The 26,318-nt window shown below is 52.0% G+C and carries 31 protein-coding genes; 17 read left to right on the top strand and 14 right to left on the bottom strand.

Features of this window, described 5'->3' with window-relative positions:
• Positions 1 to 4 precede the first annotated feature (4 nt).
• Positions 5 to 466, bottom strand: a complete 462-nt coding sequence (locus tag IV04_RS19870) for a toxin YdaT family protein (RefSeq protein ID WP_037399277.1) — start codon at positions 464 to 466, stop codon at positions 5 to 7.
• A 10-nt stretch (positions 467 to 476) separates the two neighbouring features.
• Positions 477 to 713 carry a YdaS family helix-turn-helix protein gene (locus tag IV04_RS19865; RefSeq protein ID WP_037399275.1) on the bottom strand — a complete coding sequence of 79 codons (237 nt, stop codon included), beginning with the start codon at positions 711 to 713 and terminating at the stop codon, positions 477 to 479.
• Between the two features lie 103 nt (positions 714 to 816).
• Here IV04_RS19865 and IV04_RS19860 point away from each other — a divergent pair, with 103 nt between their 5' ends.
• From IV04_RS19860 to IV04_RS19810, 13 genes are all read left to right on the top strand, one after another.
• Positions 817 to 1,194, top strand: a complete 378-nt coding sequence (locus tag IV04_RS19860) for a helix-turn-helix domain-containing protein (protein ID WP_037399272.1) — start codon at positions 817 to 819, stop codon at positions 1,192 to 1,194.
• Positions 1,195 to 1,218: 24 nt separating this feature from the next.
• Positions 1,219 to 1,656, top strand: a complete 438-nt coding sequence (locus tag IV04_RS19855) for a hypothetical protein (RefSeq protein WP_037399269.1) — start codon at positions 1,219 to 1,221, stop codon at positions 1,654 to 1,656.
• The gene (locus IV04_RS19850; RefSeq protein WP_037399266.1) at positions 1,656 to 1,970 is read left to right on the top strand and encodes a hypothetical protein; all 315 of its coding nucleotides are present in this window, start codon (positions 1,656 to 1,658) and stop codon (positions 1,968 to 1,970) included. Before IV04_RS19855 ends, IV04_RS19850 begins: the two co-directional genes overlap by 1 nt.
• Positions 1,971 to 2,340: 370 nt before the next feature.
• Positions 2,341 to 2,535 (top strand): hypothetical protein, encoded by a 195-nt coding sequence (locus IV04_RS25430; protein WP_072010928.1) that lies wholly within the window; start codon positions 2,341 to 2,343, stop codon positions 2,533 to 2,535.
• A 321-nt stretch (positions 2,536 to 2,856) separates the two neighbouring features.
• On the top strand, positions 2,857 to 3,147 hold the full coding sequence (locus tag IV04_RS19845) for a hypothetical protein (protein ID WP_037399264.1): 291 nt from the start codon (positions 2,857 to 2,859) through the stop codon (positions 3,145 to 3,147).
• Positions 3,148 to 3,212: 65 nt separating this feature from the next.
• A complete protein-coding gene (locus IV04_RS26210; RefSeq protein ID WP_152562917.1) occupies positions 3,213 to 3,443 on the top strand; it encodes a hypothetical protein in 231 nt (76 codons plus the stop codon).
• 159 nt (positions 3,444 to 3,602) lie between these two features.
• Positions 3,603 to 6,692, top strand: a complete 3,090-nt coding sequence (locus tag IV04_RS24770; protein ID WP_051916874.1) for a RecE family exodeoxyribonuclease — start codon at positions 3,603 to 3,605, stop codon at positions 6,690 to 6,692.
• Positions 6,689 to 7,747 carry a RecT family recombinase gene (locus IV04_RS19835; protein ID WP_037399261.1) on the top strand — a complete coding sequence of 353 codons (1,059 nt, stop codon included), beginning with the start codon at positions 6,689 to 6,691 and terminating at the stop codon, positions 7,745 to 7,747. The genes IV04_RS24770 and IV04_RS19835 overlap by 4 nt, the downstream gene beginning before the upstream one ends.
• Complete coding sequence (locus tag IV04_RS26865) at positions 7,744 to 7,929, top strand: hypothetical protein (RefSeq protein WP_037399259.1); 186 nt, start codon at positions 7,744 to 7,746, stop codon at positions 7,927 to 7,929. Before IV04_RS19835 ends, IV04_RS26865 begins: the two co-directional genes overlap by 4 nt.
• Positions 7,930 to 7,992: 63 nt before the next feature.
• Positions 7,993 to 8,205: an excisionase family protein gene (gene xisR / locus IV04_RS19825; protein ID WP_037399257.1), complete on the top strand. Its 213-nt coding sequence runs from the start codon at positions 7,993 to 7,995 to the stop codon at positions 8,203 to 8,205.
• Positions 8,205 to 9,443 carry a site-specific integrase gene (locus IV04_RS19820; RefSeq protein ID WP_081893255.1) on the top strand — a complete coding sequence of 413 codons (1,239 nt, stop codon included), beginning with the start codon at positions 8,205 to 8,207 and terminating at the stop codon, positions 9,441 to 9,443. The genes xisR and IV04_RS19820 overlap by 1 nt, the downstream gene beginning before the upstream one ends.
• A gap of 48 nt (positions 9,444 to 9,491) precedes the next feature.
• Positions 9,492 to 10,433, top strand: a complete 942-nt coding sequence (gene ttcA / locus IV04_RS19815) for a tRNA 2-thiocytidine(32) synthetase TtcA (RefSeq protein WP_037399253.1) — start codon at positions 9,492 to 9,494, stop codon at positions 10,431 to 10,433.
• A gap of 143 nt (positions 10,434 to 10,576) precedes the next feature.
• On the top strand, positions 10,577 to 10,975 hold the full coding sequence (locus IV04_RS19810) for a VOC family protein (protein ID WP_037399251.1): 399 nt from the start codon (positions 10,577 to 10,579) through the stop codon (positions 10,973 to 10,975).
• 93 nt (positions 10,976 to 11,068) lie between these two features.
• On the opposite strand, the gene IV04_RS19805 is transcribed toward IV04_RS19810, so the two are convergent.
• From IV04_RS19805 to IV04_RS19790, 4 genes are all read right to left on the bottom strand, one after another.
• Positions 11,069 to 11,329 (bottom strand): hypothetical protein, encoded by a 261-nt coding sequence (locus IV04_RS19805; RefSeq protein WP_037399249.1) that lies wholly within the window; start codon positions 11,327 to 11,329, stop codon positions 11,069 to 11,071.
• A gap of 426 nt (positions 11,330 to 11,755) precedes the next feature.
• On the bottom strand, positions 11,756 to 12,739 hold the full coding sequence (zntB, locus tag IV04_RS19800) for a zinc transporter ZntB (protein WP_037399247.1): 984 nt from the start codon (positions 12,737 to 12,739) through the stop codon (positions 11,756 to 11,758).
• Positions 12,740 to 12,757: 18 nt separating this feature from the next.
• Entirely contained in the window at positions 12,758 to 14,392 is a 1,635-nt protein-coding gene (locus IV04_RS19795) for an ABC transporter substrate-binding protein (RefSeq protein ID WP_037399244.1), read from the bottom strand.
• A gap of 121 nt (positions 14,393 to 14,513) precedes the next feature.
• Positions 14,514 to 14,864, bottom strand: a complete 351-nt coding sequence (locus IV04_RS19790) for a hypothetical protein (RefSeq protein WP_037399243.1) — start codon at positions 14,862 to 14,864, stop codon at positions 14,514 to 14,516.
• 186 nt (positions 14,865 to 15,050) lie between these two features.
• Here IV04_RS19790 and mpaA point away from each other — a divergent pair, with 186 nt between their 5' ends.
• A complete protein-coding gene (gene mpaA / locus IV04_RS19785; protein WP_037399241.1) occupies positions 15,051 to 15,758 on the top strand; it encodes a murein tripeptide amidase MpaA in 708 nt (235 codons plus the stop codon).
• A 22-nt stretch (positions 15,759 to 15,780) separates the two neighbouring features.
• On the opposite strand, the gene ycjG is transcribed toward mpaA, so the two are convergent.
• Positions 15,781 to 16,746: an L-Ala-D/L-Glu epimerase gene (gene ycjG, locus IV04_RS19780; protein ID WP_037399234.1), complete on the bottom strand. Its 966-nt coding sequence runs from the start codon at positions 16,744 to 16,746 to the stop codon at positions 15,781 to 15,783.
• 332 nt (positions 16,747 to 17,078) lie between these two features.
• Here ycjG and tpx point away from each other — a divergent pair, with 332 nt between their 5' ends.
• Complete coding sequence (gene tpx / locus IV04_RS19775; RefSeq protein ID WP_037399233.1) at positions 17,079 to 17,579, top strand: thiol peroxidase; 501 nt, start codon at positions 17,079 to 17,081, stop codon at positions 17,577 to 17,579.
• Positions 17,580 to 17,631: 52 nt separating this feature from the next.
• On the opposite strand, the gene tyrR is transcribed toward tpx, so the two are convergent.
• The 6 genes from tyrR to pspA all read right to left on the bottom strand — a co-directional run bounded on the left by tyrR (position 17,632) and on the right by pspA (position 23,317).
• Positions 17,632 to 19,203: a transcriptional regulator TyrR gene (gene tyrR / locus IV04_RS19770; protein ID WP_037399231.1), complete on the bottom strand. Its 1,572-nt coding sequence runs from the start codon at positions 19,201 to 19,203 to the stop codon at positions 17,632 to 17,634.
• 301 nt (positions 19,204 to 19,504) lie between these two features.
• Positions 19,505 to 20,569 carry a YcjF family protein gene (locus IV04_RS19765; protein WP_037399229.1) on the bottom strand — a complete coding sequence of 355 codons (1,065 nt, stop codon included), beginning with the start codon at positions 20,567 to 20,569 and terminating at the stop codon, positions 19,505 to 19,507.
• On the bottom strand, positions 20,566 to 21,963 hold the full coding sequence (locus IV04_RS19760) for a YcjX family protein (protein ID WP_037399227.1): 1,398 nt from the start codon (positions 21,961 to 21,963) through the stop codon (positions 20,566 to 20,568). The genes IV04_RS19765 and IV04_RS19760 overlap by 4 nt, the downstream gene beginning before the upstream one ends.
• Before the next feature lie 33 nt (positions 21,964 to 21,996).
• Entirely contained in the window at positions 21,997 to 22,356 is a 360-nt protein-coding gene (gene pspC, locus IV04_RS19755) for an envelope stress response membrane protein PspC (RefSeq protein ID WP_037399224.1), read from the bottom strand.
• Positions 22,356 to 22,583, bottom strand: a complete 228-nt coding sequence (gene pspB, locus IV04_RS19750; RefSeq protein ID WP_037399221.1) for an envelope stress response membrane protein PspB — start codon at positions 22,581 to 22,583, stop codon at positions 22,356 to 22,358. The genes pspC and pspB overlap by 1 nt, the downstream gene beginning before the upstream one ends.
• Positions 22,584 to 22,651: 68 nt before the next feature.
• Positions 22,652 to 23,317 carry a phage shock protein PspA gene (gene pspA, locus IV04_RS19745; protein WP_037399218.1) on the bottom strand — a complete coding sequence of 222 codons (666 nt, stop codon included), beginning with the start codon at positions 23,315 to 23,317 and terminating at the stop codon, positions 22,652 to 22,654.
• Positions 23,318 to 23,503: 186 nt separating this feature from the next.
• On the opposite strand from pspA, the gene pspF reads away from it, so the two are divergent.
• Positions 23,504 to 24,508, top strand: coding sequence for a phage shock protein operon transcriptional activator (pspF, locus tag IV04_RS19740; protein ID WP_037399215.1), 1,005 nt, complete (start codon positions 23,504 to 23,506; stop codon positions 24,506 to 24,508).
• Between the two features lie 3 nt (positions 24,509 to 24,511).
• Here the strand turns inward: pspF and IV04_RS19735 are convergent, their stop codons facing one another.
• Positions 24,512 to 25,405 carry a LysR family transcriptional regulator gene (locus IV04_RS19735; protein WP_037399213.1) on the bottom strand — a complete coding sequence of 298 codons (894 nt, stop codon included), beginning with the start codon at positions 25,403 to 25,405 and terminating at the stop codon, positions 24,512 to 24,514.
• Positions 25,406 to 25,493: 88 nt separating this feature from the next.
• Between IV04_RS19735 and IV04_RS19730 the strand changes: the two genes are divergently transcribed.
• Positions 25,494 to 26,270, top strand: a complete 777-nt coding sequence (locus IV04_RS19730) for an NAD(P)H-dependent oxidoreductase (protein WP_037399210.1) — start codon at positions 25,494 to 25,496, stop codon at positions 26,268 to 26,270.
• The last annotated feature ends 48 nt before the right edge of the window (positions 26,271 to 26,318 follow it).

The following is a 26,318-nucleotide window of genomic DNA, read 5'->3' as shown; positions in this document are numbered from 1 at the left end:
CCGGTTAATGCAGTGCCGAATAGGCTTGCCGTAGCTCACGCAAGCTGCGTTCCGCCTCATCGCACTCTCTTTCAAAATCCACACGTGATGCATTGAGCAACGCTGCAGCGACAACATCCTGATGCTCTTTCAGTGCGCGAATTGCGAGATAACTGATGCTCGTTCCGGCAACCAGGCGGGCGCGCAATTCCGCTGGCAGAGCTGCCAGAATTGCCGGTTGCAGCAGCCTGATTTTTTGCCGGGCGCGTTCGGTGTCACTGTCGAGCCAGCGGAAAATTCGCTGTTTGTTGTTGCGCCAAGCATCGAAATCCACTGTGCCGTCGGCCTGTTCTATCCGCTCCAGATGTGGCCGGTTCAGGTCCAGAGCAAAATAGGCGCGGGTGATCTCCGCCGTTACAGTACGCTGGGTTAACTCCGTGGCCCAACCGCGCAGCGCATCGCGGAGGTGTTCGTGTTTGATTTCCATATATCAGTCCTTAGGCGCTACCAGTGCTATCTTGCTGGCCTGGTGGTAGGCCGTCTGTTGGGTTTGGGTAAAGATCGGGGCGCAACTCGTGGGGAGTGACGCCCGTTACTTGGAAAATGGAGAGCACCCTATCAGGGGGGACGCCGTTTTTTTTCCACAGGCAAACAGCCATTCGGCTTACGCCTAATGCCTTGCCTAGCGTATTTGCATTTCCGTGTTTGCGGATTGCGTTGTTGATACCAGTCATTACGACCTCCGTATGGGTTACGGCGAAAGTAAAGCATTTATTTACCAAATGATCAAGCAATCAAGTCATTGCGGATGTAAAGCAATGATTTACAATAAAGCCTATGACGACTAAAACCGAACGCCCTGACCTGGTTAGCAGGCTCACTGAAATAAACCAGAAAGGTATATCCAAAACTGATATGGCCCGCATCGCAGGGGTTAGTAAGCAAGCGGTAAGCGGCTGGTTTAGAACAGGGACAATTAGCAAAAAATCAGCACTTGCCATAGCAGAAGCTGCGGGGGTTTCCGTTGCATGGCTATACGGTGAAAGTGTCGAGGAGACCGGCCTTAGCGCTGATGAAATGGAACTGCTCAAGCTCTATCGCCAGCTCCCAGAACCCGAGCAAAGAAACATGCTCGCCGTCTTTGGCGCTCGGCTGAAAGAGCTGGATGAGTTCGTGGAGAGATACGTTCGCAGAAGGGCGAAAGGTAGTGAATGAGGCTAATTTGGGGAAGGATATAATATGGCAGTTGAAAAAATAGCTTTCGTTTTCCCAACACTTATGCGCCCTGGAATGGCTACGAATGGCATTTACCGACCTGAAATCTCTATGCATTTAAACCGTAAAGGTGAAAAACACCTTATGGCCATCACTGTTGGCATAATGTTCAGTAGTACCGAAAGCTACTTCACTGAGGTCGACATCAATCACACTGATGATCTCGCTAATCCTGATGAAATAACAGATGGACGGGCTGAATATCTATATGGTGAAAAGGTTGGCGACGATCAGCAGCTTAGCATTTACTCCATGCTTGCCAGCTCGGTAAATCTTGACAAAGAAGGGGTTTATCGCGTGATCATTCGAATATTTAAGAGTGAACATGGCGTTAAGGTTGGGGAGCCAGTCACCATGGGTGAGTGTTATTTCTACGTCTCTCACACGGAGGCGCAGCAATAATGAGTAATGCTAATAGGCATTTGTATAGCGTTCCTTCCTCCAGTGACAGCATTGCAACAACGACTGGAAACAGCCATACTCCTTCATATGGCGATGGTAACGGTGGGGGTGATGACATGCTCAGCAGAATCAAAAAACTTGAAGATGACGTGCAAAGCATGAAAACTGACGTTGCCGTCATTAGGTCTAACTATGCAACGAAATCTGACGTCAGCGATGCTAAAACCAGTATAATTCTTTGGGTCGTTGGCGCCGTTGTGTTTGCACAACTGATACCCGCAATACCAGCAATAATTAAAGCTTTTACGCAATAAACTCTACATCATCCCGGCCCCGCGCCGGTTTTTTGTGCCAACCACTCTCCCAAGCAACCAACCCCAATCAAACCGCCCTCCTGAGGCGGTTTTTTTGTGCCCTCTCAAAATTAAATAAAATTCACTTGATCAAATGGTAAAGATATTGTTTACTTAATCCATCAAGCAGCCGCTAAGGCAGAAACCCCACGAAGCAATACCCCGAGTTACTTCGTGTTTTGCCAAAGCCAAGTAGCCAGCCCGAGGCGTAAGAACATGACGGCGACTGTGGAAGTGAAATCAGCAGCAGGTGTAAACGTTCCACCGGCCGGGTGTAAAGCGGCGAGCATAACCAATTACCAATCGAAGGGATTGTCTGAGAGGAAGCCCTATGACAAACATCGTCCCATTTAGTAGCAAAGCAATAGCGTTACGCAATAAGCGCACTGGCGCACCATGGGTTGCATTGTTCGATTACGTGCGCAGCGTCTACCGGTTCGAACCCATAGGCAACCTTCGGGCAATCAGAAAGCCATTCGAAGCACCAGGTATACCGCCAGAGTTTGAACCGGCTGGCACCCACTGAAAATGCAGCACCAGGGAACGGTCGCTAACACCCACTCGCAGAAGCGGGTAATGCGACGCCGGAAACGTAACCGACTGACCGCTGGGAAAGACCAGCACACAACAGGTAAGAGCATTTTTCTGTGGCGAAGGAAACTCAAGAAGACCTCCCTGAACCGATTAATGCTCTTTCCGTTGTGGTGAATGCGCAGGCAAAGCGCCTAAGTGACAACAAGCCGGGATATCAGCACCGGCCACCACAATGCAGCATCTTAATAAAAACTTCCCAACGGCTAATTATTTTAGCCGCAGGATCCCTTTACCCAAATAACGGAGCATTACCATGACCAAGAATATTATTTTCAGCCTGAAGAAATTAAACGGCAATATTGCACGCGTTATTAGCAATGGCGAAACGGCTGGTTATATCACCACTCCAGAAAACGAACATCAGAATCAGCAGTATTTTGCTATCACTCACAACGGCAAAGATATTGGCTATCAAGATTGCGCCGTATGCGCGATTGAACGCGTGATTCGCCGTTTTGAGCGCATTCCTCCCGATGAAGAAATCACCCCGCTCACAAAAAAAGATATTTGTGGGTTGAGCATCAGCGTGTCGTCCCTTCACTAATCTGCACCGCCCATTACCCCGCTGGTCCGGCGTAATGGGCGTTATTGAATTAATGGAGGCCACCCATGCTGGAAAAAGTATTTTCGCCCGCTGCCGCACAGAAAGCGCAGGCTGAATATTGCAAAAAAATAAATGCACCACACTTCGCCCCGTTGAGTGGGGTGTGCTGGCGCTGTAAGAGAAATATCTACGAGAAACACGGATCGCCCGAACGTAGCACTGGCATATCTGTTGAAGAGGCCGGAAGAAAGGTTATTTGTTTCTGCCCTCACTGCAACCGTAGTTACGACGATTGAAAGTAAAAAGGCCCGCACAAGGCGGGCCAATCTACCGGTTTAACGTCCCGGCGACGGGTTACCGGGGAACCACCCCCAATAACCGGAGCATAACCAATGACCAGCCGAAGCAGATCACTGATCGGTTGGCATTCTACCTAAATTCAGGAGAATTGCACAATGCAAAACGTGTATGCCTATTATCTCAAGGCAAAACAGAAATCCGGCAAACCTTCCCTTTTTATTTATTTTGAAGCGAAGAACGACGCCCGGGCGCTGCGCGATCTGGAAAACAAAATTGAAGATGCCGAGCTGGATCCGAAAGAATACTTCAAGCCGGTCCGCACCGATTTCCCGGTTTTTGATGACCTGCCCACAGAGGGTGAGTTCTGTGAAAAATGGTGTGATCGTTATTGCTTAGGTGAGAACGGGCAAACTTGGGAGCAAATCGCTACCGAAGCCGGACAACAACTGTCGCAGAAAACCACAAAATCGCCCGCAAAAGACGAGGCCATGTATTTCGCAAAAGACTTCGACAGACACACCATCAGTGCTGCAGTGTGGCTGCTTGGTCGCGATAGTCACCAGATGACAAAGGAGCAGTTACAAGCAGCCACGGCACTCCTGATGGATGATGCACAGCGCTATCCACAAAACGTCATCATGGCTCTATCGAACATTAGGATCGCCGGCTGCACCTTTCATGAAGCAGCCGTTGCCGTCATTGCTGCCATGAAAACCATTTGGCCGCCATTCGATAAAGCGCCGGAGTTGGGCAAACTCAGCCAGTTCGCAACCGAATACCTGAGTGCGCGAGTAGAGGATCGCCAGTCCATTATTTCCAAGTGGCAGACAGCGCCCACTGCTGCACCAGCGCCAAAACCAGAATTACCGCGCACGTCGACCGGCGCACTGGCCGGCACTGGGGAAAAACCAGCGTACGGTACGCCAACGGCATCATTCGCCGAATTAGAGACCGTTGTTTATCTTGCGCATTTCCCGTCTGATTTCAATATCGGTAATCCCCCAGGGTCAATTATCAACGCAGTTGGTGAGGCTAAGAAACGCAAAGACAAATCCCCTGTTACCTGGTTCGGGATGTTGCGTGAAACCCCTGGCATTCTGGATTTTTCCCGCGAAGCTATTGGCTTGTTGATCCGCAATGCACCGGAAAACATCCACATGACGCCCGGCGCACTGCGCTCCTACATCAACGCTAACCTGATTGAAATCGACGAAAAAACGGCAAAGGCGGAAACCCATGCTCAAACCCAACCGTTGCCGCAGAGCGAGACATGCTCATTGGCTGATGAACAACATTCGAATGAAACGCTGGCAGGCGCAACAGCAAGTGCTGGCGATGCGGCGCTGGCGGGCGAGCTGACCAATCACCTCCCCTCATTTGAGGGCGAAAAAGAAGAAGTGGACGCCATTGAGGATCTTGAGCCAACAACGCGCTACGCGTGGCTGCGACGTGAAATCTTGGCTGCCCTAGAAGGTAAAACGTCAGTAATGGGCGTGGATGATGTGAAAGAGCTTGTCGCAAAGACCGGCGATCTTAATCACGCCTACCTTGCCCGCTTGTTAGCAAAAGAGATCGAGCCCTGTGATCCCTTCAAGCAGTTGGCCGCCGATGAGGTTCATCACCTTACTTGCGATGTGTTGGAAAGCTGGACTAACAGCAAAGAAGAAAGCTGCCAGTTTATCAATGAGCGCGTTGAGTATTACCTGAGTGAAAAATCAAAGGGAAACGGCGTTTCCGATACCGAAAGTGGCAGCCTCAAGAAAGTCGGCAAAGGCCTCTATGACGTATCCACGCTTTTCGCTGAATCTCCGCTTGCTGGCGTGGTCGTTGATGGCAGCGCTGCAGCTAACGATGTTCGTGAATTCCTCGACACCCCGAAAGAGGAACCCGCACAGAATGACACACCAACGCTGGCAGACACGCAGCCAGAGGAGCCGGAAGTCACGGACGAACAGCTCCATTTCGAACCGGGCCGTTATACAGACATTCGAAACGACGCATACCACGCTGCGAACGGCATCAGCAGCACCATGCTGAAAGATTCGCTGGTTAGTCTGCTGTATTACTTCGCTCGTCACGTTGAAGGCAGCATTGCCCGTCAGCAAACTGAAGCATTTATTTTTGGGTCGCTGTTACATTTGCTCGTGCTTGAGCCTGAGAAGCTGGAGTCAGAATTTAGTATTGAACCTCTCATTCCTGAAGGCGCTTTCACTGACACAGCCTCAATGCGAACGTTTATCGACAAACATAACGCATCACTGCCAAAAATGACGGATTCAGACACGTTGCGCGCCGTGATCGAAGAGTATAACGCCACGCTGCCGACACCTCACGCCCTGGGTGGGAATGCTGAAGAAATCGGGCAGTTTTATACGTTGCTGCCAGTGGGGTTTCAGCGCATTGGCGAAGATCAAAAGCCAACGGCAACAGCGATGAAAGCCTGCATCAAGGAATATAACGCGACACTGCCGACACCGCTGAAAACAAGCGGTAGTCGCGAAGCATTACTCGAGCAACTGGCAATCATCGATCCTGAGTTCGTAAAACTTGAACTGGCCATTCCGGCTCCGCTGGCTGTCAGTGGCAGCAAGGAAGATATGGCTGCACGTATTAAATCAGTTCTGCCAAATGCTGTTTTTGCTGATGAACTCTTCAACATATGGAGAAGCTCCAGCGATCAACGGCAGAAAATTACCCAGCAACAAATGCTACTTGCGAAGGAGATTCAGCGTGCACTGTTCAATCACTCACTGGCTGGCCCGATGCTACTGAACCCGCAACGCGCAACGGAAGTAAGTTATTTCGGTGTGGATGAAGAAACTGGCCTTGAGGTTCGAATTCGTCCTGATCTCGAAATTGACACTGGTACAAGACGGATTGCCATCGACCTGAAAACTGTCAGCATGCCGTACGTCAAGCAGGATAACCTCCGCTACCGCCTACACCGCGAAATTATCGAGCGCGATTACCACATGAGCGCTGGTATGTATTGCGATGTTGGGATGTTCGATCAGTTCTTCTGGATCTTCGTTAACAAAGAACCGGGTTATCACTGGGTCGCCGTCGTCGAAGCCTCTACTGATGAACTGGATTTGGGTCGCGCCATCTACAAGCGCCAATTGCGTGCAATACGCAACGCTATGGATACCGGTATTTGGCCTGAGCCGATTACCGAGGTTTTCACCGACACACTGACTGAATACGAATTATCCCAACTGAAAGAGTTGAGCGGAGCGACATTATGAGCAGGGAAATTATTGAGCAGCAAAAAAACAGCGTTATTGACAACGTTTCCATTCTGACCAATGGCGACCTATTTAATCGCCTAATGAAGATATCTGAAGTGATGGCGAATAGTGGCGCAATGGTTCCCCAACATTTTCGCGGTCAGCCTGATGCTTGCATGGCTGTTACGATGCAGGCCGCACGCTGGGGAATGGATCCATTCGTTGTTGCCCAAAAGACCCACCTGGTTAACGGCACTCTGGGTTATGAGGCACAACTAGTAAACGCCATTATCAACAGCATGGCACCCACCAAGGATCGCATTCACTTTGAATGGTTCGGTGAGTGGGAAAATATCATTGGAAAATTTGTCACAAAAACCAGCAAAAGCGGAAATGATTACATTGCCCCAGGGTGGGCACTGTCTGACGAAAAAGGCGTCGGTGTTCGGGCATGGGCAACCCTGAAAGGCGAAGATAAACCACGGGAACTTGTGTTGTACCTCTCTCAGGCTCAGGTCCGTAACTCAACTCTGTGGGCTAGCGACCCTCGTCAACAGCTAGCGTATTTGGCCGTTAAGCGCTGGGCGCGATTGTACTGCCCTGATGTGATCCTTGGTGTTTATTCTGCAGATGAACTAGAGGAGCCACAACCACGCAGCGAGAGGGATATCACCCCTGTGGCTACAACCGTGGCGGAACTAGCAAATACTCCAACGATAGAGGAGCCAGACGCAACAAAGGCCGCTGATTTAGGTGACGCCCTCAGCACGGCACTAGATGAAGCAAGCACTCTGGAAGAAGCCACGCTCATTGAGCGACGGATCGCAAAACATAAAGACGCTCTGGGGAGTTCACTGCTGTTTAGCCTGCGTGGCAAGGCGCAGAAAAAACGCGGCGGCTTCAAGGCAGTGGCTGAAATTGACGCAGCATTCAGTGCACTGGGTGACGATGACATTCAGGCATTTCAGCAGTTGGAGACGTTGATTGCCAATCGCAAAGGCATATTACCGCCAGCAGACTATGAGCGATTCACGGTAGCGCTGGATGACCTGCGCCCAGAGTACCAACCATGAATGCGTTAATCGGTTTCGTTCTGCTGGTCAGCGCATGCGGTCATGACTACTGCGATGCGCTGCCAGTATCAGAACGCATATATGCGACTAAGGGGGAGTGCGAGCAGGTCCTGAAAGCCATCCATCTGCGCCGCCCTGAGGCTGTGCTGTTGTGTGGTGAAGTTCACCGTTCTGAGAATTGATTTTTAAACATCAAAACACAATACCGGCCACGCGTAAGATCGTGGCCGATCTCGAGGTGAAGTATGCCGCAAGTTGTCTTTAATGAAGAGTGGATTGTTGAAGATGGGCTTAAAGCAAAGACGGGGCTAAGCGATCGACAAATCGAAAAATTTCGTCAAGGCTGCTGGGTTGAGGGGGTGCATTTTAAACGTGTATCACCGAGTGGCGGGCGCACCCTTCGTGGGATCACCTGGTACAACTACCCGCGAATAAATAAGTTCATACAGGATGCATGATGGCAGCACTACCAACCGGGGTGGAAATCAGAGGGAAACGGCTTACTATCTGGTTCATGTATCGCGGTCAGCGTTGCCGGGAGTCATTAAAAGGCTGGGAAATTACCCCAGCCAATATCAAAAAGGCTGCTAATTTCAGGTCGCTGATTCTGAGTGAAATTCACATCGGTGAATTTGACTATGCGGTTCGGTTTCCAGCATCAAAGCGAGCAGAAAAAACCACCCCTCGCAGTAAAATAGAGACGTTCGGCCAGCTTGCTGATATTTGGCTAGAGAACCGGGAAGTGGAGCTGACAAAAAACACAATGCGGAAAACCCGGTCACAGATGAAAACGCTAAAATTCATCATTGGTCCGGATACTGAAATAACCAAGTTCAATCATAACGATATACTGCAATGTCGTACTACGCTGCTGCATGGCACCACGTTCTACGCCACGACGAGCAGGAGCAACAAAGACGGGCGAACGGTACGCACGGTTGATAACTATATATCACTGCTTTGCACTGTCCTCCGTTTTGCCTATCACTCTGGGTTCATCACCGATAAACCGTTTGAGGGATTGAAAAAACTGCAGAAAAGTAAGGCTAAGCCGGATCCCCTGCTGCGGGCTGAATTCGATCAGCTGATGCAAGCGCTATCTGGTCAGCCTAAAAATCTTTGGCAGTATGCGATTTTCTCCGGTATGCGCCATGGGGAATTAGCTGCATTAGCCTGGGAGGATGTGGATTTAGATGCGGGGACCGTCAAAGTGAGTCGCAGTCTCAACACGTTGGGTATGTTCGGGCCGCCGAAGACGCGGGCCGGGAACCGTTCTATCTCCCTGCTAGCGCCTGCACTGGAGGCATTACGTGCTCAACGAGTGTTAACGGCGTTGCACCCCAAAACGGAAATCACTTTTCATCACCGCGAATACGGTAAAACTGAGAAGCAGCGACTACATTTCGTTTTTGTGCCGCGCCCAGCCAAAGGCCAGCAAAAAGCCTACTATTCGCTATCGTCGATCGGTGCCCGTTGGAATGCCGCTGTAAAACTCGCTGGCATTCGGCGGCGTAATCCGTACCATACGCGGCATACTTTCGCGTGCTGGTTATTAACGGCCGGTGCTAACCCATCTTTCATTGCCGATCAGATGGGGCATGAGAACGCGCAAATGGTCTACGAGATATACGGAAAGTGGATCGAAGAGATGAATGGGGAGCAGGTGAACATGCTAAATGATAGGCTGGCTATTTAATGTACTTTGCCTCAATTTTGCCCCTTTTGATGTTCTACGGAAAATAAAATGCAAGAAAATCAGTCAATTAAACCTAAAGAGCAGTACAATTTAAACAAATTGCAAAAGCGCCTGCGCCGCAACGTGGGTGAAGCAATCGCAGACTTCAATATGATCGAGGAAGGCGATCGCATTATGGTGTGCCTGTCTGGCGGTAAAGACAGTTACACCATGCTCGAAATCCTGCGTAACCTGCAACAAAGCGCCCCGATAAGCTTCTCTTTGGTTGCCGTGAACCTCGATCAGAAGCAGCCTGGCTTCCCGGAACATATTTTGCCTGAATATCTGGCAAATCTGGGCGTAGAGTACAAGATCGTCGAAGAGAACACTTACGGTATCGTCAAAGAGAAGATCCCTGAAGGTAAAACCACCTGTTCCCTGTGTTCACGCCTGCGCCGTGGCATTCTCTACCGCACCGCCACCGAACTGGGTGCCACCAAGATTGCCCTGGGCCACCACCGCGATGACATCCTGCAAACGCTGTTCCTCAATATGTTCTACGGCGGCAAGCTGAAAGGGATGCCGCCCAAGCTGATGAGTGACGATGGCAAACACGTGGTGATCCGCCCGCTCGCCTATTGCCGTGAAAAAGATATTGAGCGTTTTGCTGTCGCTAAAGAATTCCCAATCATCCCGTGCAACCTGTGTGGTTCACAGCCGAACCTGCAGCGTCAGGTGATTGGCGACATGCTGCGTGACTGGGATAAACGCTATCCAGGGCGGATTGAAACCATGTTCAGTGCGATGCAAAACGTGGTGCCTTCTCATCTGTGTGATACCAATTTATTTGACTTCAAAGGTATTCAGCACGGCAGTGAAGTGGTAGACGGCGGCGATCTGGCGTTTGATCGCGAAGATATTCCGCTGCAACCCGTTGGTTGGCAGCCTGAAGAGGCAGATGAACCAAGCGTATCTGCGCTTGAGCGCCTGAATGTGCTGGTAATTAAATAATTCCCCCTTCCGCCTGCCAGCGCAGGCGGACATTTGTCCCTCATGCTTTTCGATCCTGCTCACAATTCACGCATAAAGCACCTGACAGCGGTCACTTTATTTATTACTGTTTATTTATACAGTTAAATAAGTGGAGATTACCAATGAACATTACCCCCTGCCTGTCCCACGTTTCGTTGGGCACTAACAATTTTGATGCTGCAGCACAATTTTACGATCGTGTCCTTGCTGCCTTAGGTTGCCGACGAGTGATGGAACACCCCGGTGCCATCGGCTATGGCCGTGACTACCCCGAGTTCTGGCTGCAAACGCCAATCGATGGCAAGCCAGCCGGAACCGCCAACGGTGTGCATGTAGGATTTTTTGCCACCAGTAAGAAACAGGTCGATGAGTTCTATCAGCAGGCTGTAGCAGCAGGTGCCCAGGAAGATGGTGCGCCTGGTTCACGTCCACATTATGGTGCGGCCTACTACGGCTGTTTTGTGCGCGATCTGGATGGGCACAAGATTGAAGCCAGTTTCTGGGATGAAAGCGCAGCTTAGCAAAACAATACTTTTGCGCGGCTTCGAGAAACTCGGAGGGTTGTTACAGCGATCAGCATTCAGAAAGGCGACAGATGTCGCCTTCGTTACGCATTACTTCTTGGCACTTTCTTCGCCAGCTACAGCAGTTTTTGCATCTGCGGCCTTAGATTTCTCTGTGGCCATCGCCGACTCTTTCTTCGCTTCTTCGTGCTTGCCTTCTTTGTGATGCTTCATCGCCTTTTTATGATGCTTGGCAACAGCTTCATGTTGTTCAGCAGCTTCTTTATGCATGGTAGTCGCATCTGCTGCAATACCAGCAAAAGAGGTCATACCCAGAGCAAATACGGACAAGACTAACGCTTTCTTAATCATAATAATCCCTTTATTTCATTGAATAGACAAACTGCCTAATCAACATAGACCCGATGTATAAGAAATACAAATGTAAGCGTTATTAATATTGGTGAGTACACACGAAATGAGAACGTTAACTATTCTTCTCTTTGCCAGGACTGATGTATATGAGAGGTGCAGTGATTCAGAAAGGGAATAGGCAAAAAAATGCCGGTGATTAAACCGGCATCGTATGAATCAAATGTGCTATGCAGTAATTCTAAAATAAGAAAGTAAGACAATTATGGAGCGCAACGCCCATCGCTTGACGTTGCATTCACCTGCGGAAAGAATCATGCCGTACTTTGCGCAGGTGAATATTGATGTTGCTCAACTTTAACTGCGTTTTTGTACCGCTTGTTTCCAAATTACCAAAAAGCAACCCATTTGCGGTTGCATCGCCCCTCATAGCCACCGGCTGCGCTTCAGCCACCAGGCGACACTGACAATCAGCGCTATCAGCATAAAACAGAAAGAGACAAATGCCAGCGGGCTGCCACTACCGGGGATCCCTCCCAGGTTGACACCAAATAACCCCGTCAGGAAGGTGGTTGGCAGAAACAGCATCGCCATCATAGACATGGTGTAAGTACGGCGGTTCATCGCATCAGCCATCACGGTGGTAATCTCGTCAGACATTATCGCCGTACGGGCAATGCTGCCATCCAGATCGTCCAACCCACGCCCTAAACGATCGGCGATATCTTGCATGCGGCGGCGATCGTCGTCACTCATCCACGGCAGGCGTTCGCTGGCCAAACGTGAAAACACATCTCGCTGTGGTGCCATGTAGCGGCGCAGCACAATGAGCTGTTTACGGATTAATGCCAACTCACCACGTTCCGGGATCTGCTGTTCGAGCAACGCATCTTCCAGATCGATAATTTTGTCGTGCAAATCCTCAATAAACTCACTGGTGTGATCGGTCAGGGAATCAGCGATATCCACCAACCAATCCCCGCAGTTGGTCGGCCCAGACCCATTTTGCAATTCATTGACCACGGCATCAATCGAATACACTTTGCGGTGCCGGGTTGAAATTATCAGTTTATCCGTCATATAGACGCGGAACGTGACCAACTGATCGGGCCTGGAATTAGCATTAAAATTGATACCGCGCAGCGTGATCATGGTGCCATCCCCCAAGCGACTGACGCGCGGGCGCGTACTTTCGCCAGAGAGTGCTTCCCTCACCGCATTCGGCAGCAGCGGCGTGGTTGTCAGCCATGCGGAACTTGCCGCATGGGCATAGTCGAGATGCAGCCAGCAAGGTTCATCACGGGTGATTTTACTTTCATCGTTAATCGGCGTCGTTCCGCCTTTGCCGTCAAGTTGGTAAGCGTATACCGCGTCAGATCCCTGCAGATCGCGCCCCTCAATGACATCCATTCCATACCCTCTTTATCATCAGTGCTGCAGAATATACATTTCCTGGCTATACGCCACGTCTTCTGGATTGGTGATCGGATAACCTTTTACCCAAGGTTTGATCAGGCGTCCATTCGTGTATTGGTAAATGGGAGCAATCGGTGCCTGCGCGGCAATGATCTGCTCAGCCTTATTATAATCCTCGGTCAACGCAGCAGGATTGGTTTCGCGGCTGGCCTCCAGCAACAGGTTATCGTATTCCGGGCTTTTAAATTTAGCGATGTTGCCGCTGTGAGCAGACGTCAACAACGAAAGGAAGGTTGAAGCTTCGTTGTAATCCCCAACCCAGGAAGCTCGCACCACGTCAAAATTCCCGGTATTACGGCTGTCAATATAGGTTTTCCATTCCTGATTCTGCAGTTTGACATCCACGCCCAACTTTTTCTTCCACATCGATGCCACGGCGATGGCAATTTTCTGATGGTTCTCCGAGCTGTTATACAATAAGGTCAAGGTCAGTGGCCGGTTCGGGCCATAACCTGCCGACTGCATCAGCGCCTTGGCCTGCGCGTCCAACTCTTCCTGAGGCTGCTGTTGTAACAGACTGGTTTCCGGTTTGAAGCCAGCAGTGACATCAGGCGTGAAGTGATAAGCCGGTTTTTCGCCGGTACCCAACACTTTCTCAGCAATAATCTTGCGATCGATAGCATAAGACAGTGCCTTGCGCACGCGCACGTCATTGGTTGGCGCACGTTGGGTATTGAAAGCATAATAATAAGTCCCAAGTTGATCTGGGGTATACACTTGGCCCGGAATATCCTTCAGCAACTTCTGGTACATGTTTTTCGGGAAAGATTCTGTGATATCAATATCCCCCGCCAGATAACGTTTGGTGGCGTTAGATTCCTGATTAATCGGTACAAAGGTGACTTTGGTCAGCACAGTATGAGCATGATCCCAATAACGCTCATTCGGCACCAATACCAATTTTTCATTCACTACCCGATCCTGCAGTTTGAATGCGCCATTACCGACCAGATTGCCGACTTTAGTCCAGTCGTTGCCGTACTTCTCAACGGTGGCACGCGGCACCGGGAACAGACTGAAGTTCGCGGTCAAGCTGACAAAATAGGGTACAGGCTTATTCAACTGCACTTTCAGCGTATGGTCATCCACCGCCGTCACGCCCAACTTATCAACAGGCAATTTACCTGCGATGATTTCATCCGCATGCTGGATCCCGGCTAACTGGGCAAACCAGGCAAATGGCGACTGGTTTTTCGGATCAACCAAACGCTGCCAGCTATAAACAAAGTCTTTAGCCGTGACAGGGTCACCATTGGACCAGCGCGCATCTTTACGCAACGTAAAAAGGTAGATTTGGTTATCGCTGGTCTGCCAACGGCTGGCGACACCCGGGATCGGTTTGCCATTGGCCCCTTGGTTCACCAAGCCTTCGAACAGATCGCGTGCAACCTGCGCTTCTGGTAGCCCGACCGCTTTAATCGGATCCAGAGAGGCCGGTTCATCTTTGATATGGCGCACAATTTCCTGCTTTTCCGCCAACACGCTACCTGCCGGAACCTGAGCCGCCATTGCACTACCGCAACCTGCGCCGATTGCTGCAGCGCAAAGCGCCAACCGGAAACTCTGCTGAATTCTGCTTATCGCCATCGTGATCTACCTCAGTTAACCATCTGAATTATTTATCATATAGCACAGGATGCACTTCACCCCCTAATAAAAACGCCCGTATTGCGGCAGATGCGATACGGGCGTTTTTTATTCATAAGGGTTAATCGTAAAGATGAATACTGACGATCTGATAGCTGAACTCCTCCCCCTCTTCCTCATCAAAAATGGTGAAGTAGCCCTTTTCTACCAGTGGCTTAAGCTGAATATCCGTTTTTTGCAACTGGCGTGAATCGACATCGTCATAACCATAGTCGAGGAAGAACTCGCCTTTCTGATGATCGACGTGCAAAGTAAACGGATAGTTGGATTCATCCCCACGCCCATCATCGTTTTTCACTACGCCAAACCATTCCCCCTGGCGGATCTGGTTTTCTGCATCCACGCCGCACAACAGCGTGATAGTGTCCTTTGCGTTTTCGCTATAGCTAGCAACTATTCTGGCAACTGGCATGTTAGATCCCCTTTTTGTTAACTTCTGCCGATAGTATAACAACAGCCGTGGTTTTATTCGCATAGCTAGGGAAAGATAACTTAAAACGTAATACACTGAATAAATTAACAATCACGTCTTGCTTGGCGCTATTGAAATTCATCCTCTGTAGTGGCAAGACTCAACTTGGCATGAAGGGACTACACCATGATCCAACACAAACCGCGCAGTGAGCGTGGCCAACTGGCAATTGCGGGTGAAAGTTACGGTAAGTCATTGCTCGGCGCGCCATTACTCTACTTCCCGGCAGCGCATGCTGGCCCAGAGACTGGCTTAGTGATTGCAGGCACCCACGGTGATGAAACCGCAGCGGTGGTGACACTGTCATGTGCGCTACGCAGCATCGCCCCTTCGCAGCTCCGCCATCATGTGATCTTGTCGGTGAATCCAGATGGCTGCCAACTCGGATTACGTTCCAACGCCAACGGTGTTGACCTTAATCGCAATTTCCCAGCCGCCAACTGGCGATCTGGTGACACGGTTTACCGTTGGAACAGCGCCGCTCAGGCACGGGATGTGCGCCTTTCTACCGGCGGCAGGCCGGGTTCAGAGCCAGAAACCCAGGCTCTGTGTCGCCTGATTCACAGCCTGAAACCACGTTGGGTGGTGTCATTTCACGAGCCATTGGCCTGCATCGAAGATCCAGAGAGCACCAAACTGGGGGTTTGGCTGGCACACAAATTTATTCTGCCGTTGGTGACCAGCGTGGGCTATGAAACGCCCGGCTCATTCGGCAGTTGGTGTGCCGATCTCTCCTTGCCTTGCATCACCGCCGAACTCCCAGCGATTTCTGCGGACGCGGCCAGCGAGGCCTATCTGGAAGCGATGGTGGAATTGCTGACTTATCAGAAATAGCCAGCCCCGAACGGCGGCGCAGTTAAAGATCGATTGCGCCGCATTCAAAAGCCAAACCCGGCTCCACATCCTGTGCCAGCCAGGTGGGGCCATCGAGATCGACAAAACGCGCCCCAGGAGCCAATGGCAGCGCAGCAGCGATCGCCCTTGAAGTGCACAGCATGCAGCCAAGCATAATGTCGAAACCTTGCGCACGCGCCTGCGCCGCCAATCTTAGCCCTTCGGTCAGGCCACCGGTCTTATCCAGCTTGATATTGACCATTTGATAGCGCCCAGCCAACTGCGCCAGATCGGTACTGGTATGGCAACTTTCATCGGCACAGATTGGCAACGGGTGAATGAAGTTTGCCAGCGCGCTATCGTTGGCAGCCGGTAGCGGTTGCTCCAGCATGGCCACCCGTAAGTCGGCCAGTAGCTGACAACGTGCCGCCAGCCCTTCCGCCTGCCATGATTCGTTAGCATCGACGATCAGCGTTAATTCAGGCACGGCAGCACGGATCGCTACCAGCCTTTCGCTGATCAAGCGATCGTCGAGCTTGATTTTTAGCAGCGTCGCCCCTTGTTGTTCCAACTCTTTGGCTGCAAACGCCATCGCTTCTGGTGAGCCGATACTGACCGTTTGGGCCATCGTAATGCGCGACGGTGCTGCAATACCGCTGCGTTGCCACAGATCCTGGCCACTCATTTGGCACTCCAAGTCCCAAAGTGCTGAATCAACCGCATTACGCGCCGCGCCAGCAGGCATCAGCCTTTGCAACTCTTCCCTCTTAGCTCCTTGCTCCACCGCCGCCATGACGTTGGCTAACTGCTCCATAACCGAGGCTTCGCTCTCGCCATAACGCGGATAAGGTGTACATTCCCCAACACCGCGCACGCCTTGCTGTTCAATTGCGACCACCACAACCTTGGCTTCTGTCCGGCTGCCACGGGCAATCACAAACGCCGTATGTAACGGCCAGGCTTCCGGGTAAAAACGCATGTTTCTCATCACAGCTCCTGAACATAAAAGCGCATAAAGTCAGCCCACTCTGCAGGGGTATTCTAATATATACAACTATTTAGCAAACTTTATATATCCAAGTCGCCTCCCTTGACTTAAACTGCCTGAAGGGTGTGAATCTAATGTTAATTAGATTTGAGCTTGATGATAAAGTGGTCTTTTAGCCCGAGATACCCGGGCCTAGCGCACCGAGGGGCGCTCCGGCGGCTCACGCCGCTACGACCCCTTCGGCACGCTCTCCCTAATATCTGACTTTGTCAGCAATCTAATGTTAATTAGATTTAAATCTTTGTATAAACTTCGTTGAAAGGAACAAACCAATGACTCAGACCGTACATTTTCAAGGTAATCCTGTCACTGTGGCAGGCAAATTGCCTCAACAGGGCGAACAAGCCAAAGGTTTTACACTGGTTGCCAAAGACCTGTCAGACGTCACGCTGAGCAGCTTTGCGGGTAAACGCAAAGTCCTGAACATTTTCCCAAGTATTGATACTGGCGTCTGTGCCGCTTCAGTACGCAAATTCAACCAACTGGCCAGCAATATGGATAATACCGTAGTGCTGTGCATTTCTGCTGATCTGCCGTTTGCCCAGTCACGCTTCTGTGGTGCCGAAGGCTTGAATAACGTAGTCACGCTATCAACGCTGCGTGGTGGCGAATTCAAATCCGCTTATGGCGTAGAAATCGCCGCAGGCCCACTGGCTGGCCTGACTGCCCGTGCCGTAGTGGTGCTGGATGGTCAAGACAAGGTGTTGTACAGCGAACTGGTGAATGAGATCACCACCGAACCTGACTACGATGCCGCACTGGCTGTGCTGTAATCAGTCTGCTGATGTGAAAAGCCCGGTGACCGGGCTTTTTTTATGATAAAAACTACTCGTCACCCTCATCCACCGCCTTACGGCTGCTAAGGCCATACTCGCGCAATTTATTGGCGATCGCGGTATGAGAAACCCCTAACCGCTTGGCCAGCTTACGCGTACTGGGGTAAGTACGGTAAAGGCGAGTCAGCACCGAACGTTCAAAACGCTTGCTGATATCGTCCAGCGAGCCGTCCAGCACTTCATCACCCAGCGATATTTCCACCTCAAACTCCGGCAGGATGATGTCCTGTGGGCGTAACTCGTAACCATCGGTCTGCGTTAACGCACGGTAGATGGCATTTTTCAGTTGGCGTACGTTGCCCGGCCAGCCGTATTTGCTGAGGAAACTGTTGAGATCGCTGGCCAATTTTGGCCGTGCAACCCCCTGTTCGTCAGCAAAGCGCGCCACAAACAGTTCGGTCAACGGTATGATATCCTGCGTGCGTTCCCGCAAGGGGGGAATGGTGATCGTCAGCACGTTCAGGCGATAATAGAGATCTTCGCGGAACTCACCGCGCTGCACCAGTTCGGTCAGGTTTTTCTGCGTGGCGCAAATCACCCGAACATCCACATGCACCTCGTGCTCTTCACCCACGCGGCGGAAAGTGCCGTCGTTAAGGAAACGCAGCAGCTTGGTTTGCATACGTGGCGACATCTCACCAATTTCGTCCAGCAATACCGACCCGCCGTTAGCCTGTTCGAAGAAACCTTTTTTACCCTCGAGCGCATTCGGGTAAGCGCCCGGCGCATGGCCGAACAGTTCACTTTCCACCACGTCATCCGGCAAGGCAGCACAGTTAAGTGCCAGGAACGGCTGTTTGCCACGCGGGCTGCGCAGGTGGCAGGCGCGCGCCAGAATATCTTTACCGGTGCCGGTATCACCAACAATCAGTAACGGCGCATCCAGCATCGCCAGTTTGCGCGCCTGTTCCAGTACATGACGCATTTTCGGGCTGACGGCCACGATATGGTCGAATTCGGTATCATCGTTCACCGACAGATCTTGCAGTTGGCGGCCCATACGCGCGGTGGATTTGAGCATCACCACAGCACCCACCGTAGAATGTTGCTGATTCTCATCCTCGAGATAGATCGGTGTGATATCCATCAGGAAATCCTGGCTGCGGATCACCACCCGCTCGGCGTGCGGCTCGGTGTTCTCGCTTTCCAGCCAGCGGCCAAAGTTGTAGCCCCCGATTAACTGCACCACCGATTGGTTACGGATTTTGTCTTCGCTGAAGTTGAACAGCGCCTGCGCTGCCGGGTTGGCCAGTTCCACTTTGCCTTTCATATCAATCGAGAACACCGGTTCAGGCATCGACGCCAGCAGCGCACGCAATGCGCGGTGCTCACGTTCCGAAGGCATAAAGCTGACGGTACGCACGTCAGTAACCCCGTGAATACGGCGGATCTCGGCCATTAAGGCGCGAAACGTATCAAAATCCAACTGGGAAAAATTCAGGTAAATACGGCCTATAGGATCAATTTCAATGCCGCGCAAATCGATGCTGCGCAACACCAGGAGATCGAGTAACTCTCGAGTGAGACCGAGACGGTCTTCGCAAAATACTTCCAAACGCATCAGTATTGGCCTTATCTCTGCAACTGCGGGGATGTCTGGCGATGATGATACCTTCTCCCCCCGAACGGAAGAAGTGCTCTGTCAGTAAAAGTTGACAGAACTCTGATTTATCGCGACTACGGCGGATGTTAAGCGCAACCGAATAACACCTTTAGCGTAATTTTAGCTTATTGTCAGAGAGTTATTACCATTGGACAGGGTTTTTCAGGGAAATATCATGCAGGTACAGGAGGATCATCTTTCGTCAAGCCAGAATTACAAACCCACTCACAGGCTGCGCCACCTGACGCAGCCTGTGGGGTTACTTCGCTTTGTTTTCGCTCTTCTTCATGGTGTCTTTCAACTGGGCGATCAGTTGGCCGCGAAAATCACCCAACTTCGGTTTGTCGTCTTCTAGCCAAGGTAATGGGCGGCACAGTTCCATTGCTTTAATACCCAAGCGTGCGGTCAGCAAACCAGCACCGATCCCCTGCGCGGCACGGGCTGAAAGCCGCGCTGCAATGTCCTGCGACATCCAGTCCATTCCCACTTCTCGCACCAGTTCCGAAGCCCCTGCGAAAGCAATATTCAGCAACACCAAACGGAACAGGCGAATGCGGCTGAAATAGCCCAGTTCAATGCCATACAACGCCGCAATGCGGTTAATCAAGCGGATATTGCGCCAGGCGATAAACGCCATGTCCACTAAAGCCAACGGGCTGACGGCGATCATCAGCGCCGATTCCGCCGCCGAACGGCTGATCTCCCGCCGCGCCTGGTTATCCAGCACCGGTTGCACCAGCTTGGCATACAACGCCACCACTTCCCGATCGTTTTGGGTTTCATGCAGCGAAGCCTGCCAGCGTTGCAGCGCAGGGTGGCCTTGATCCAAACCGGCCTGCTGCGCCAGCTTTTCGCAGAATTTGCGCCCTTGCCCCAAACCATGGCTGTGCAGCAGCTCACGCGCTTCGTCGCGCTCTTCCGCACGTTGCCGCAGGCGATACAGCCGCCGCCACTCGCCCACCACCGAGCCAATACCCGCACACACAATTAACCCACCCGCCACGCCGCCGCCGAGGGCGATCCAATCCTGTTGTACCCAAGAGGTATGCAGCCACTGAATACCTTGTGCTACGACGCTGACACCAAACAGCGTTAACCCAGCATTGACCATTTTGCGCCACAGGCTACGTTTGGGTTTCAACGCTGCATTAATAATCCCTTCGGCACGCCCTTCTTCCTCTTCCTGCTGCTCCCACTCGGGGGCGGCAGGATAAAATTTCTCTGCCTGCGCTCCGTCAAATGCCACTCCGGCGCGCAAGATAGGCTCCTGCTGCGGTTGCAACGGCTCGGCAAAATCGATACGCGGTTTTAACGGCTCGCTCATCGCAATTTATCTCCCAATAAAAACTCCATTACCGCGTCCAGGCGAATGTGCGGTAACGGGCTATCGACGCTCATCGCCCGTGGGCGAAACTCGTCAAAATGGAACCCTTGTTGCTGCCAGAATGCCGGGCCAGGCAAACGGGCGGGGACTTCACCAGGGAAAACGGTCAGCGGCGTATCGTCATTCAGGCGATGGCCCTTCAACGCCGGGATCTGCTGCCCGTGGTGATCTACAATACCGCTTTCGGTGGCCTGCACCGACGCCAGCCCGACGCAGTCCATGCTGATCCCTTCAAAAGCGGCGTTCTGCCACGCTTCTTGCACCAATTGCTGCAACAGCGAAACCAGATTGGCATGCTGATCGGCGGTGATATGGTCCGCTTTGGTGGCGGCAAACATCAGCTTGTCGATGGTTGGCGAGAACAAACGGCGGAACAGCGTGCGTTTGCCGTAATGGAAACTCTGCATCAGTTGGGTCAGCGCCAGCCGCATGTCGTTGAACGCCTGTGGCCCACTGTTAAGCGGCTGTAAGCAATCCACCAGCACAATCTGGCGATCAAAGCGGACAAAGTGCTCTTTATAAAAGTTTTTGACGATCGATTGGCAATAATAGTTAAAGCGCGCACGCAACATACCAAAGCTGCTGTGTTTGTCCGCCTGCGCCAGCCGTGACTCACTCGCCGCATCAACGTTCGGCCACGGGAAAAACTGCAGCGCAGGCGCACCGGCCATGTCGCCCGGCAACACAAAGCGGCCCGGCTGGATAAAGTGCAACCCTTCGGCCTTGCAACGCAGCAGATAGTCCGTATAAGCCTGCGCAATGGCCGCCAACTTGTTTTCATCGGCGACAGCCAACGGATCGAGATCTTTACACAGCGCCAGCCAAGGCTTGGCCCACTCGGCACGCTGCCCCTGCAGTAACCCGCCCATCTGGCGCGACCAAGTCAGATAATCCTGTTCCAACATCGGCAAGTCGAGCAGCCATTCGCCGGGGTAATCGACAATTTCCAGGTACAGCGTGGAGGTTTCTTTGAAATGACGCAGCAACGAGTCGTTGGAGCGATAACGCAGCGCCAGACAGATCTCGCTGACGCCGCGCGTCGGCGTCGGCCAACAGGGCGGAGTGCCATAAAGCTGCGCCAACCCTTCATCATAGGTAAAACGCGGGATGCCAAGATCGCGCTGTGGGACGCGTTTCACGCCCAGCAAGCGCTCTTCCCGCACGGCTGAAAACAGCGGCATGCGAGCACCGCTGTGAACATGAAGCAACTGATTAACGAAAGCGGTAATAAATGCCGTCTTGCCACTGCGGCTCAGGCCAGTGACGGCCAACCGCAAATGGCGATCCATGCCACGGTTGACCAGTGAAGTTAATTCATTTTGTAGTCGTTTCATTGTTCTCCTTGGCCAATGCCCTGGCTTTGCCGGTTACAATTGGCGAAAGCGGCTCTGCACCCCAAAGGTGTCAGAGGTAACATAACGCTCAACCCGGCGTAACTGCTGCTCGCCGCTGACCAGTTCATACTCCAGTTGATCAAGCAGCTGGCGCGGGGTTTGCGGATGCTCATTGTGGTAGCGGCTGGCAGGCGCTTCGTCCAACATGAAGGTCAGTGCGATGTAGGCCACGATAGTGAAGAAAAACAGCCCGAAAAACATCGATAACACCACCATCACCCGGATTAACCGCACCGGCACGTCAAAATAGTGCGCCAGACCGGCACAAACGCCCTTCAGCATACCCTCTTCAGGTACGCGATAAAGCTTTTTACTGCCCAGAGTGTTCGCCATTAGGACTGTCTCCAATTCGGGTGTTCTGCATCAAGGATCTCTTCCAGCGCCTGAATGCGATCGCGCATACGCTTGGCATCCTCCGCCAGTTGGGCCAGCCGTTGCATCTCCTGATGGCTCAGTTGAACGCCGCTCTGTTGCCGGTTGCTGTAATGCAGCCAAAGCCAAATCGGTGCGACAAACAACACAAAAATTGTCAACGGGATGGCAAGTAATAGAGCACTCATTTCAATTCCTTCTTATTCGTTATTAGTTTTGGTGAGCGGCCACCCACGCAACGGTGGCCGCTGAAACATTACTCTGAGCGATTCATTTTGGCCTTCAGGGCAGCCAATTGCTCACTGATGGCATCATCGGCTTTCAGTTCGGCAAATTCCTGCTCCAGGCTTTTCTTTTTACCTAAGCCAATGCTTTCCGCTTCGGCTTCCATATGGTCGATCCGGCGCTCGAACTGCTCAAAACGCGCCATCGCTTCATCCAGTTTACCGCTATCTAACTGGCGGCGCACATCACGTGAAGAAGCCGCCGCCTGATGGCGCAGGGTTAACGCCTGCTGGCGTGCCCGCGTTTCGCTCAGTTTGTTTTCCAACTCGCCGATTTCGCTTTTCATGCGGGCCAGCGTTTCTTCTACCGTTGTGGCTTCATGGCGCAGCGTAGCGATCAGGTCAGCCACTTTCTGCTTTTCAATCAGCGCAGCACGCGCCAAGTCTTCTTTATCTTTGCGCAAAGCCAGTTCGGCTTTCTCCTGCCAATCGTTGAGCTGGTTTTCACCCTGCTCGATGCGGCGCAGTAACTGTTTCTTTTCCGCCAACGCCCGCGCCGAGGTCGAGCGTACTTCGACCAGGGTGTCTTCCATTTCCTGGATCATCAAGCGCACCAGTTTTTGCGGATCTTCTGCTTTGTCCAGCAGAGTGTTGATGTTGGCATTCACGATGTCGGCAAAGCGAGAAAAAATACCCATAATTCACTTCCTCTTGGTTATAGGTCGGCGCTTGAGACGCCGCGTTGAATCATACTGTTCGTAGCAATACCTTATCAAAACCCATGCCAACTTTTATTTAATTGAAAATTAAAAGATATTTATTTTTGACACGCTTGCTGCTTACTGTAAAGTGAGTATTTTCACCAAACATTGGCGAATTTCATCATGAGCGAAGCGTTAGAAAACCTGCTGGGCGAAGCAAACGCCTTTGTTGAAGTGCTGGAGCAAGTCTCGCAACTGGCGAAACTGAATAAGCCAGTGCTGGTGATTGGCGAACGTGGCACCGGTAAAGAACTGATCGCCCATCGTTTACACTATCTTTCCAACCGTTGGCAGGGGCCGTTTATTTCACTTAACTGCGCGGCACTGAACGAAAACCTGTTGGATTCAGAACTGTTCGGCCACGAAGCGGGCGCGTTTACCGGGGCACAAAAGCGCCATCTTGGCCGCTTTGAACGAGCTGATGGCGGCACCCTGTTTTTGGATGAGCTGGCTACCGCCCCGATGCTGGTGCAGGAAAAGCTGCTACGGGTGATTGAATACGGCCACCTGGAGCGCGTTGGTGGCAGCCAACCGCTGCGGGTGGATGTCCGGCTGGTGTGCGCCACCAATGACGATCTGCCTGCACTTGCCGCCGCCGGTAAATTCCGCGCCGATCTGCTGGATCGCCTGGCTTTTGATGTGGTGCAGTTACCCCCGCTGCGCCAACGCCAGCAGGACATCATGTTACTGGCGGAACATTTCGCCATTCAGATGTGCCGCGAGCTTTCCTTGCCGCTGTTCCCCGGTTTCAGCCAACATGCACAGGCCACACTGCTCAGTTACAACTGGCCGGGTAACGTGCGTGAACTGAAAAATGTGGTGGAACGTTCGGTGTATCGCCACGGTTCAAGCAACAGCGAATTAGACGAGATCATTATTAACCCGTTTGCCCAACGTTCAGCGCCGGTTGCCCTGGTGCCACCACAGGCTGGCAACCTGCCCGCACTGCCGCTGGATCTGAAAGCCTGGCAGCATCAACAGGAAAAAGATCTGCTGGAAATGGCCTTGCAACAGGGCCGTTTCAACCAGCGCAAAGCGGCGGAACTGCTAGGGCTCACCTACCATCAGTTGCGTGGGATGCTGAAAAAACATGCCCTGCTGCAAAATGGTGAACCAGAAGACGAATAAGTTTCACAGTGATTGAACAATGTGCTCCCGCAACCACTGGTGTGCGGGGTCACGCTGGGAACGTTCGTCCCACAGCATTGCCATCTCATAACCCGGCACGGCTACAGGGGTTTCGACGATCTGTAACACCGTGCTATCGCGCACCAGTCGTTCAGGCAGCATGGCGACCAGATCCGTTGTCACCAACGCTGACATCACAAACAGGAAGTGTGGAACAGAAAGCACGACCCGGCGTGAAAGCCCCACCTGTTCAAGTGCCTGATCGGTGATGCCGCTAAATCCCCCGCCATTCGGCGAAACCACGACATGTTCCAGTTGGCTGAATTGCGCTAGCGTTAGCGGGCGGTTTAACTGTGGATGTCCCTTGCGGCCAACCAAAACATAGCGCTCCTTGAACAGGATCCGCTGACGCATGCCGGGTGGTGAACAATCACGGGTGTGAAACACCAGATCGATCTCCCCCTGTTCCGCCTGCTTGGCAATACGTGTCGGAGCCAGCTCAAATACGGCCAACCTGCTCCCCGGCGCTAAACGGCGTAATTCAGCTAATGCTGGCAGCAATATGGTTGATTCAGCGTAATCGGCAGCCGCCACACGCCAAATGACATTGGCGGTTGCGGGATCAAACGGGCTGGCAGGTGAAACAGCCTGTTCAAGCACGTCCAGTGCCTGCCGTAAAGGCTCGCGTAGTCCTTCGGCCCTGGCCGTTGGCCGCATTCCCCTCGGCCCCGGTAATAACAGCGGATCGGCAAAAAACTCGCGCAATTTCGCCAGATGAATACTGACTGAAGGTTGGGATAAAGAGAGGCGCTCGGCAGCACGAGTCACATTATGTTCCGCCAGCAAGACATCGAGCGTTACCAGCAGATTAAGATCCAGCTTGCCGAAATTACTCATAACAATACCTGTAATTATAGAAATCAATTTTAACTATACCTGGCAACAAACTACTCTGTTCCTCTCTTTTCAGCAACGGAACTCAATCATGAATATTCTTCTTGTCTATGCCCATCCAGAAGCCAAATCACTCAATGGTTCGCTTAAAAACTTTACCGTCAACCATTTGCAGGAGGCAGGACACCAAGTGCAGGTCTCAGACCTGTATGCCATGAAATGGAAAGCCTCACTGGATGGCGATGACCGCACAGATCGGCAGGCCGATGCCCGGTTTTATCCCACGCATGACTCCCGTTTGGCCTTTGAAAATGGGACACAGAGCGAAGATATTGCCCGCGAGCAGGAAAAACTGCGTTGGGCGGATACCGTCATTTTACAGTTCCCATTGTGGTGGTTTTCGATGCCCGCCATCCTCAAAGGTTGGGTTGAACGTGTGTATGCCTATGGTTTTGCCTATGGCGTGGGTGAGCACTCTGATACGCACTGGGGCGATCGCTACGGTGAAGGTTCAATGGCAGGGAAACGCGCCATGCTGATGGTGACCACCGGAGGATGGGAATCTCATTATAGCCCACGAGGGATCAGTGGCCCGATAAACGATATTCTGTTCCCAATCCATCACGGCATTCTCTATTACCCCGGTTTTGACGTGTTACCACCGTTTGTCATGTATCGCACTGACCGCATGGATGAAACCCGATTCTCGAACCTGTGTACAGAGTTAGGTCAACGGCTTGACAATCTGGCACACACAACGCCAATCGCATTTCGCCAACAAAACGCTGGGGATTACGATATTCCGCAGCTCACTCTGCGAGCCGATATCACCCCGGATATTTATGGTTTTGCCGCCCATCTGAAATAGCCCCTTACTGAAAGCGGCGATCAACAACGATCGCTGCTCTCATCCCTA

Source organism: Serratia sp. Ag1, from assembly GCF_000743355.1.
GTDB lineage: Bacteria > Pseudomonadota > Gammaproteobacteria > Enterobacterales > Enterobacteriaceae > Chania.
Note: the sequence above shows the minus strand (reverse complement) of the source record. Positions and strands in the feature narration are given on the sequence as shown.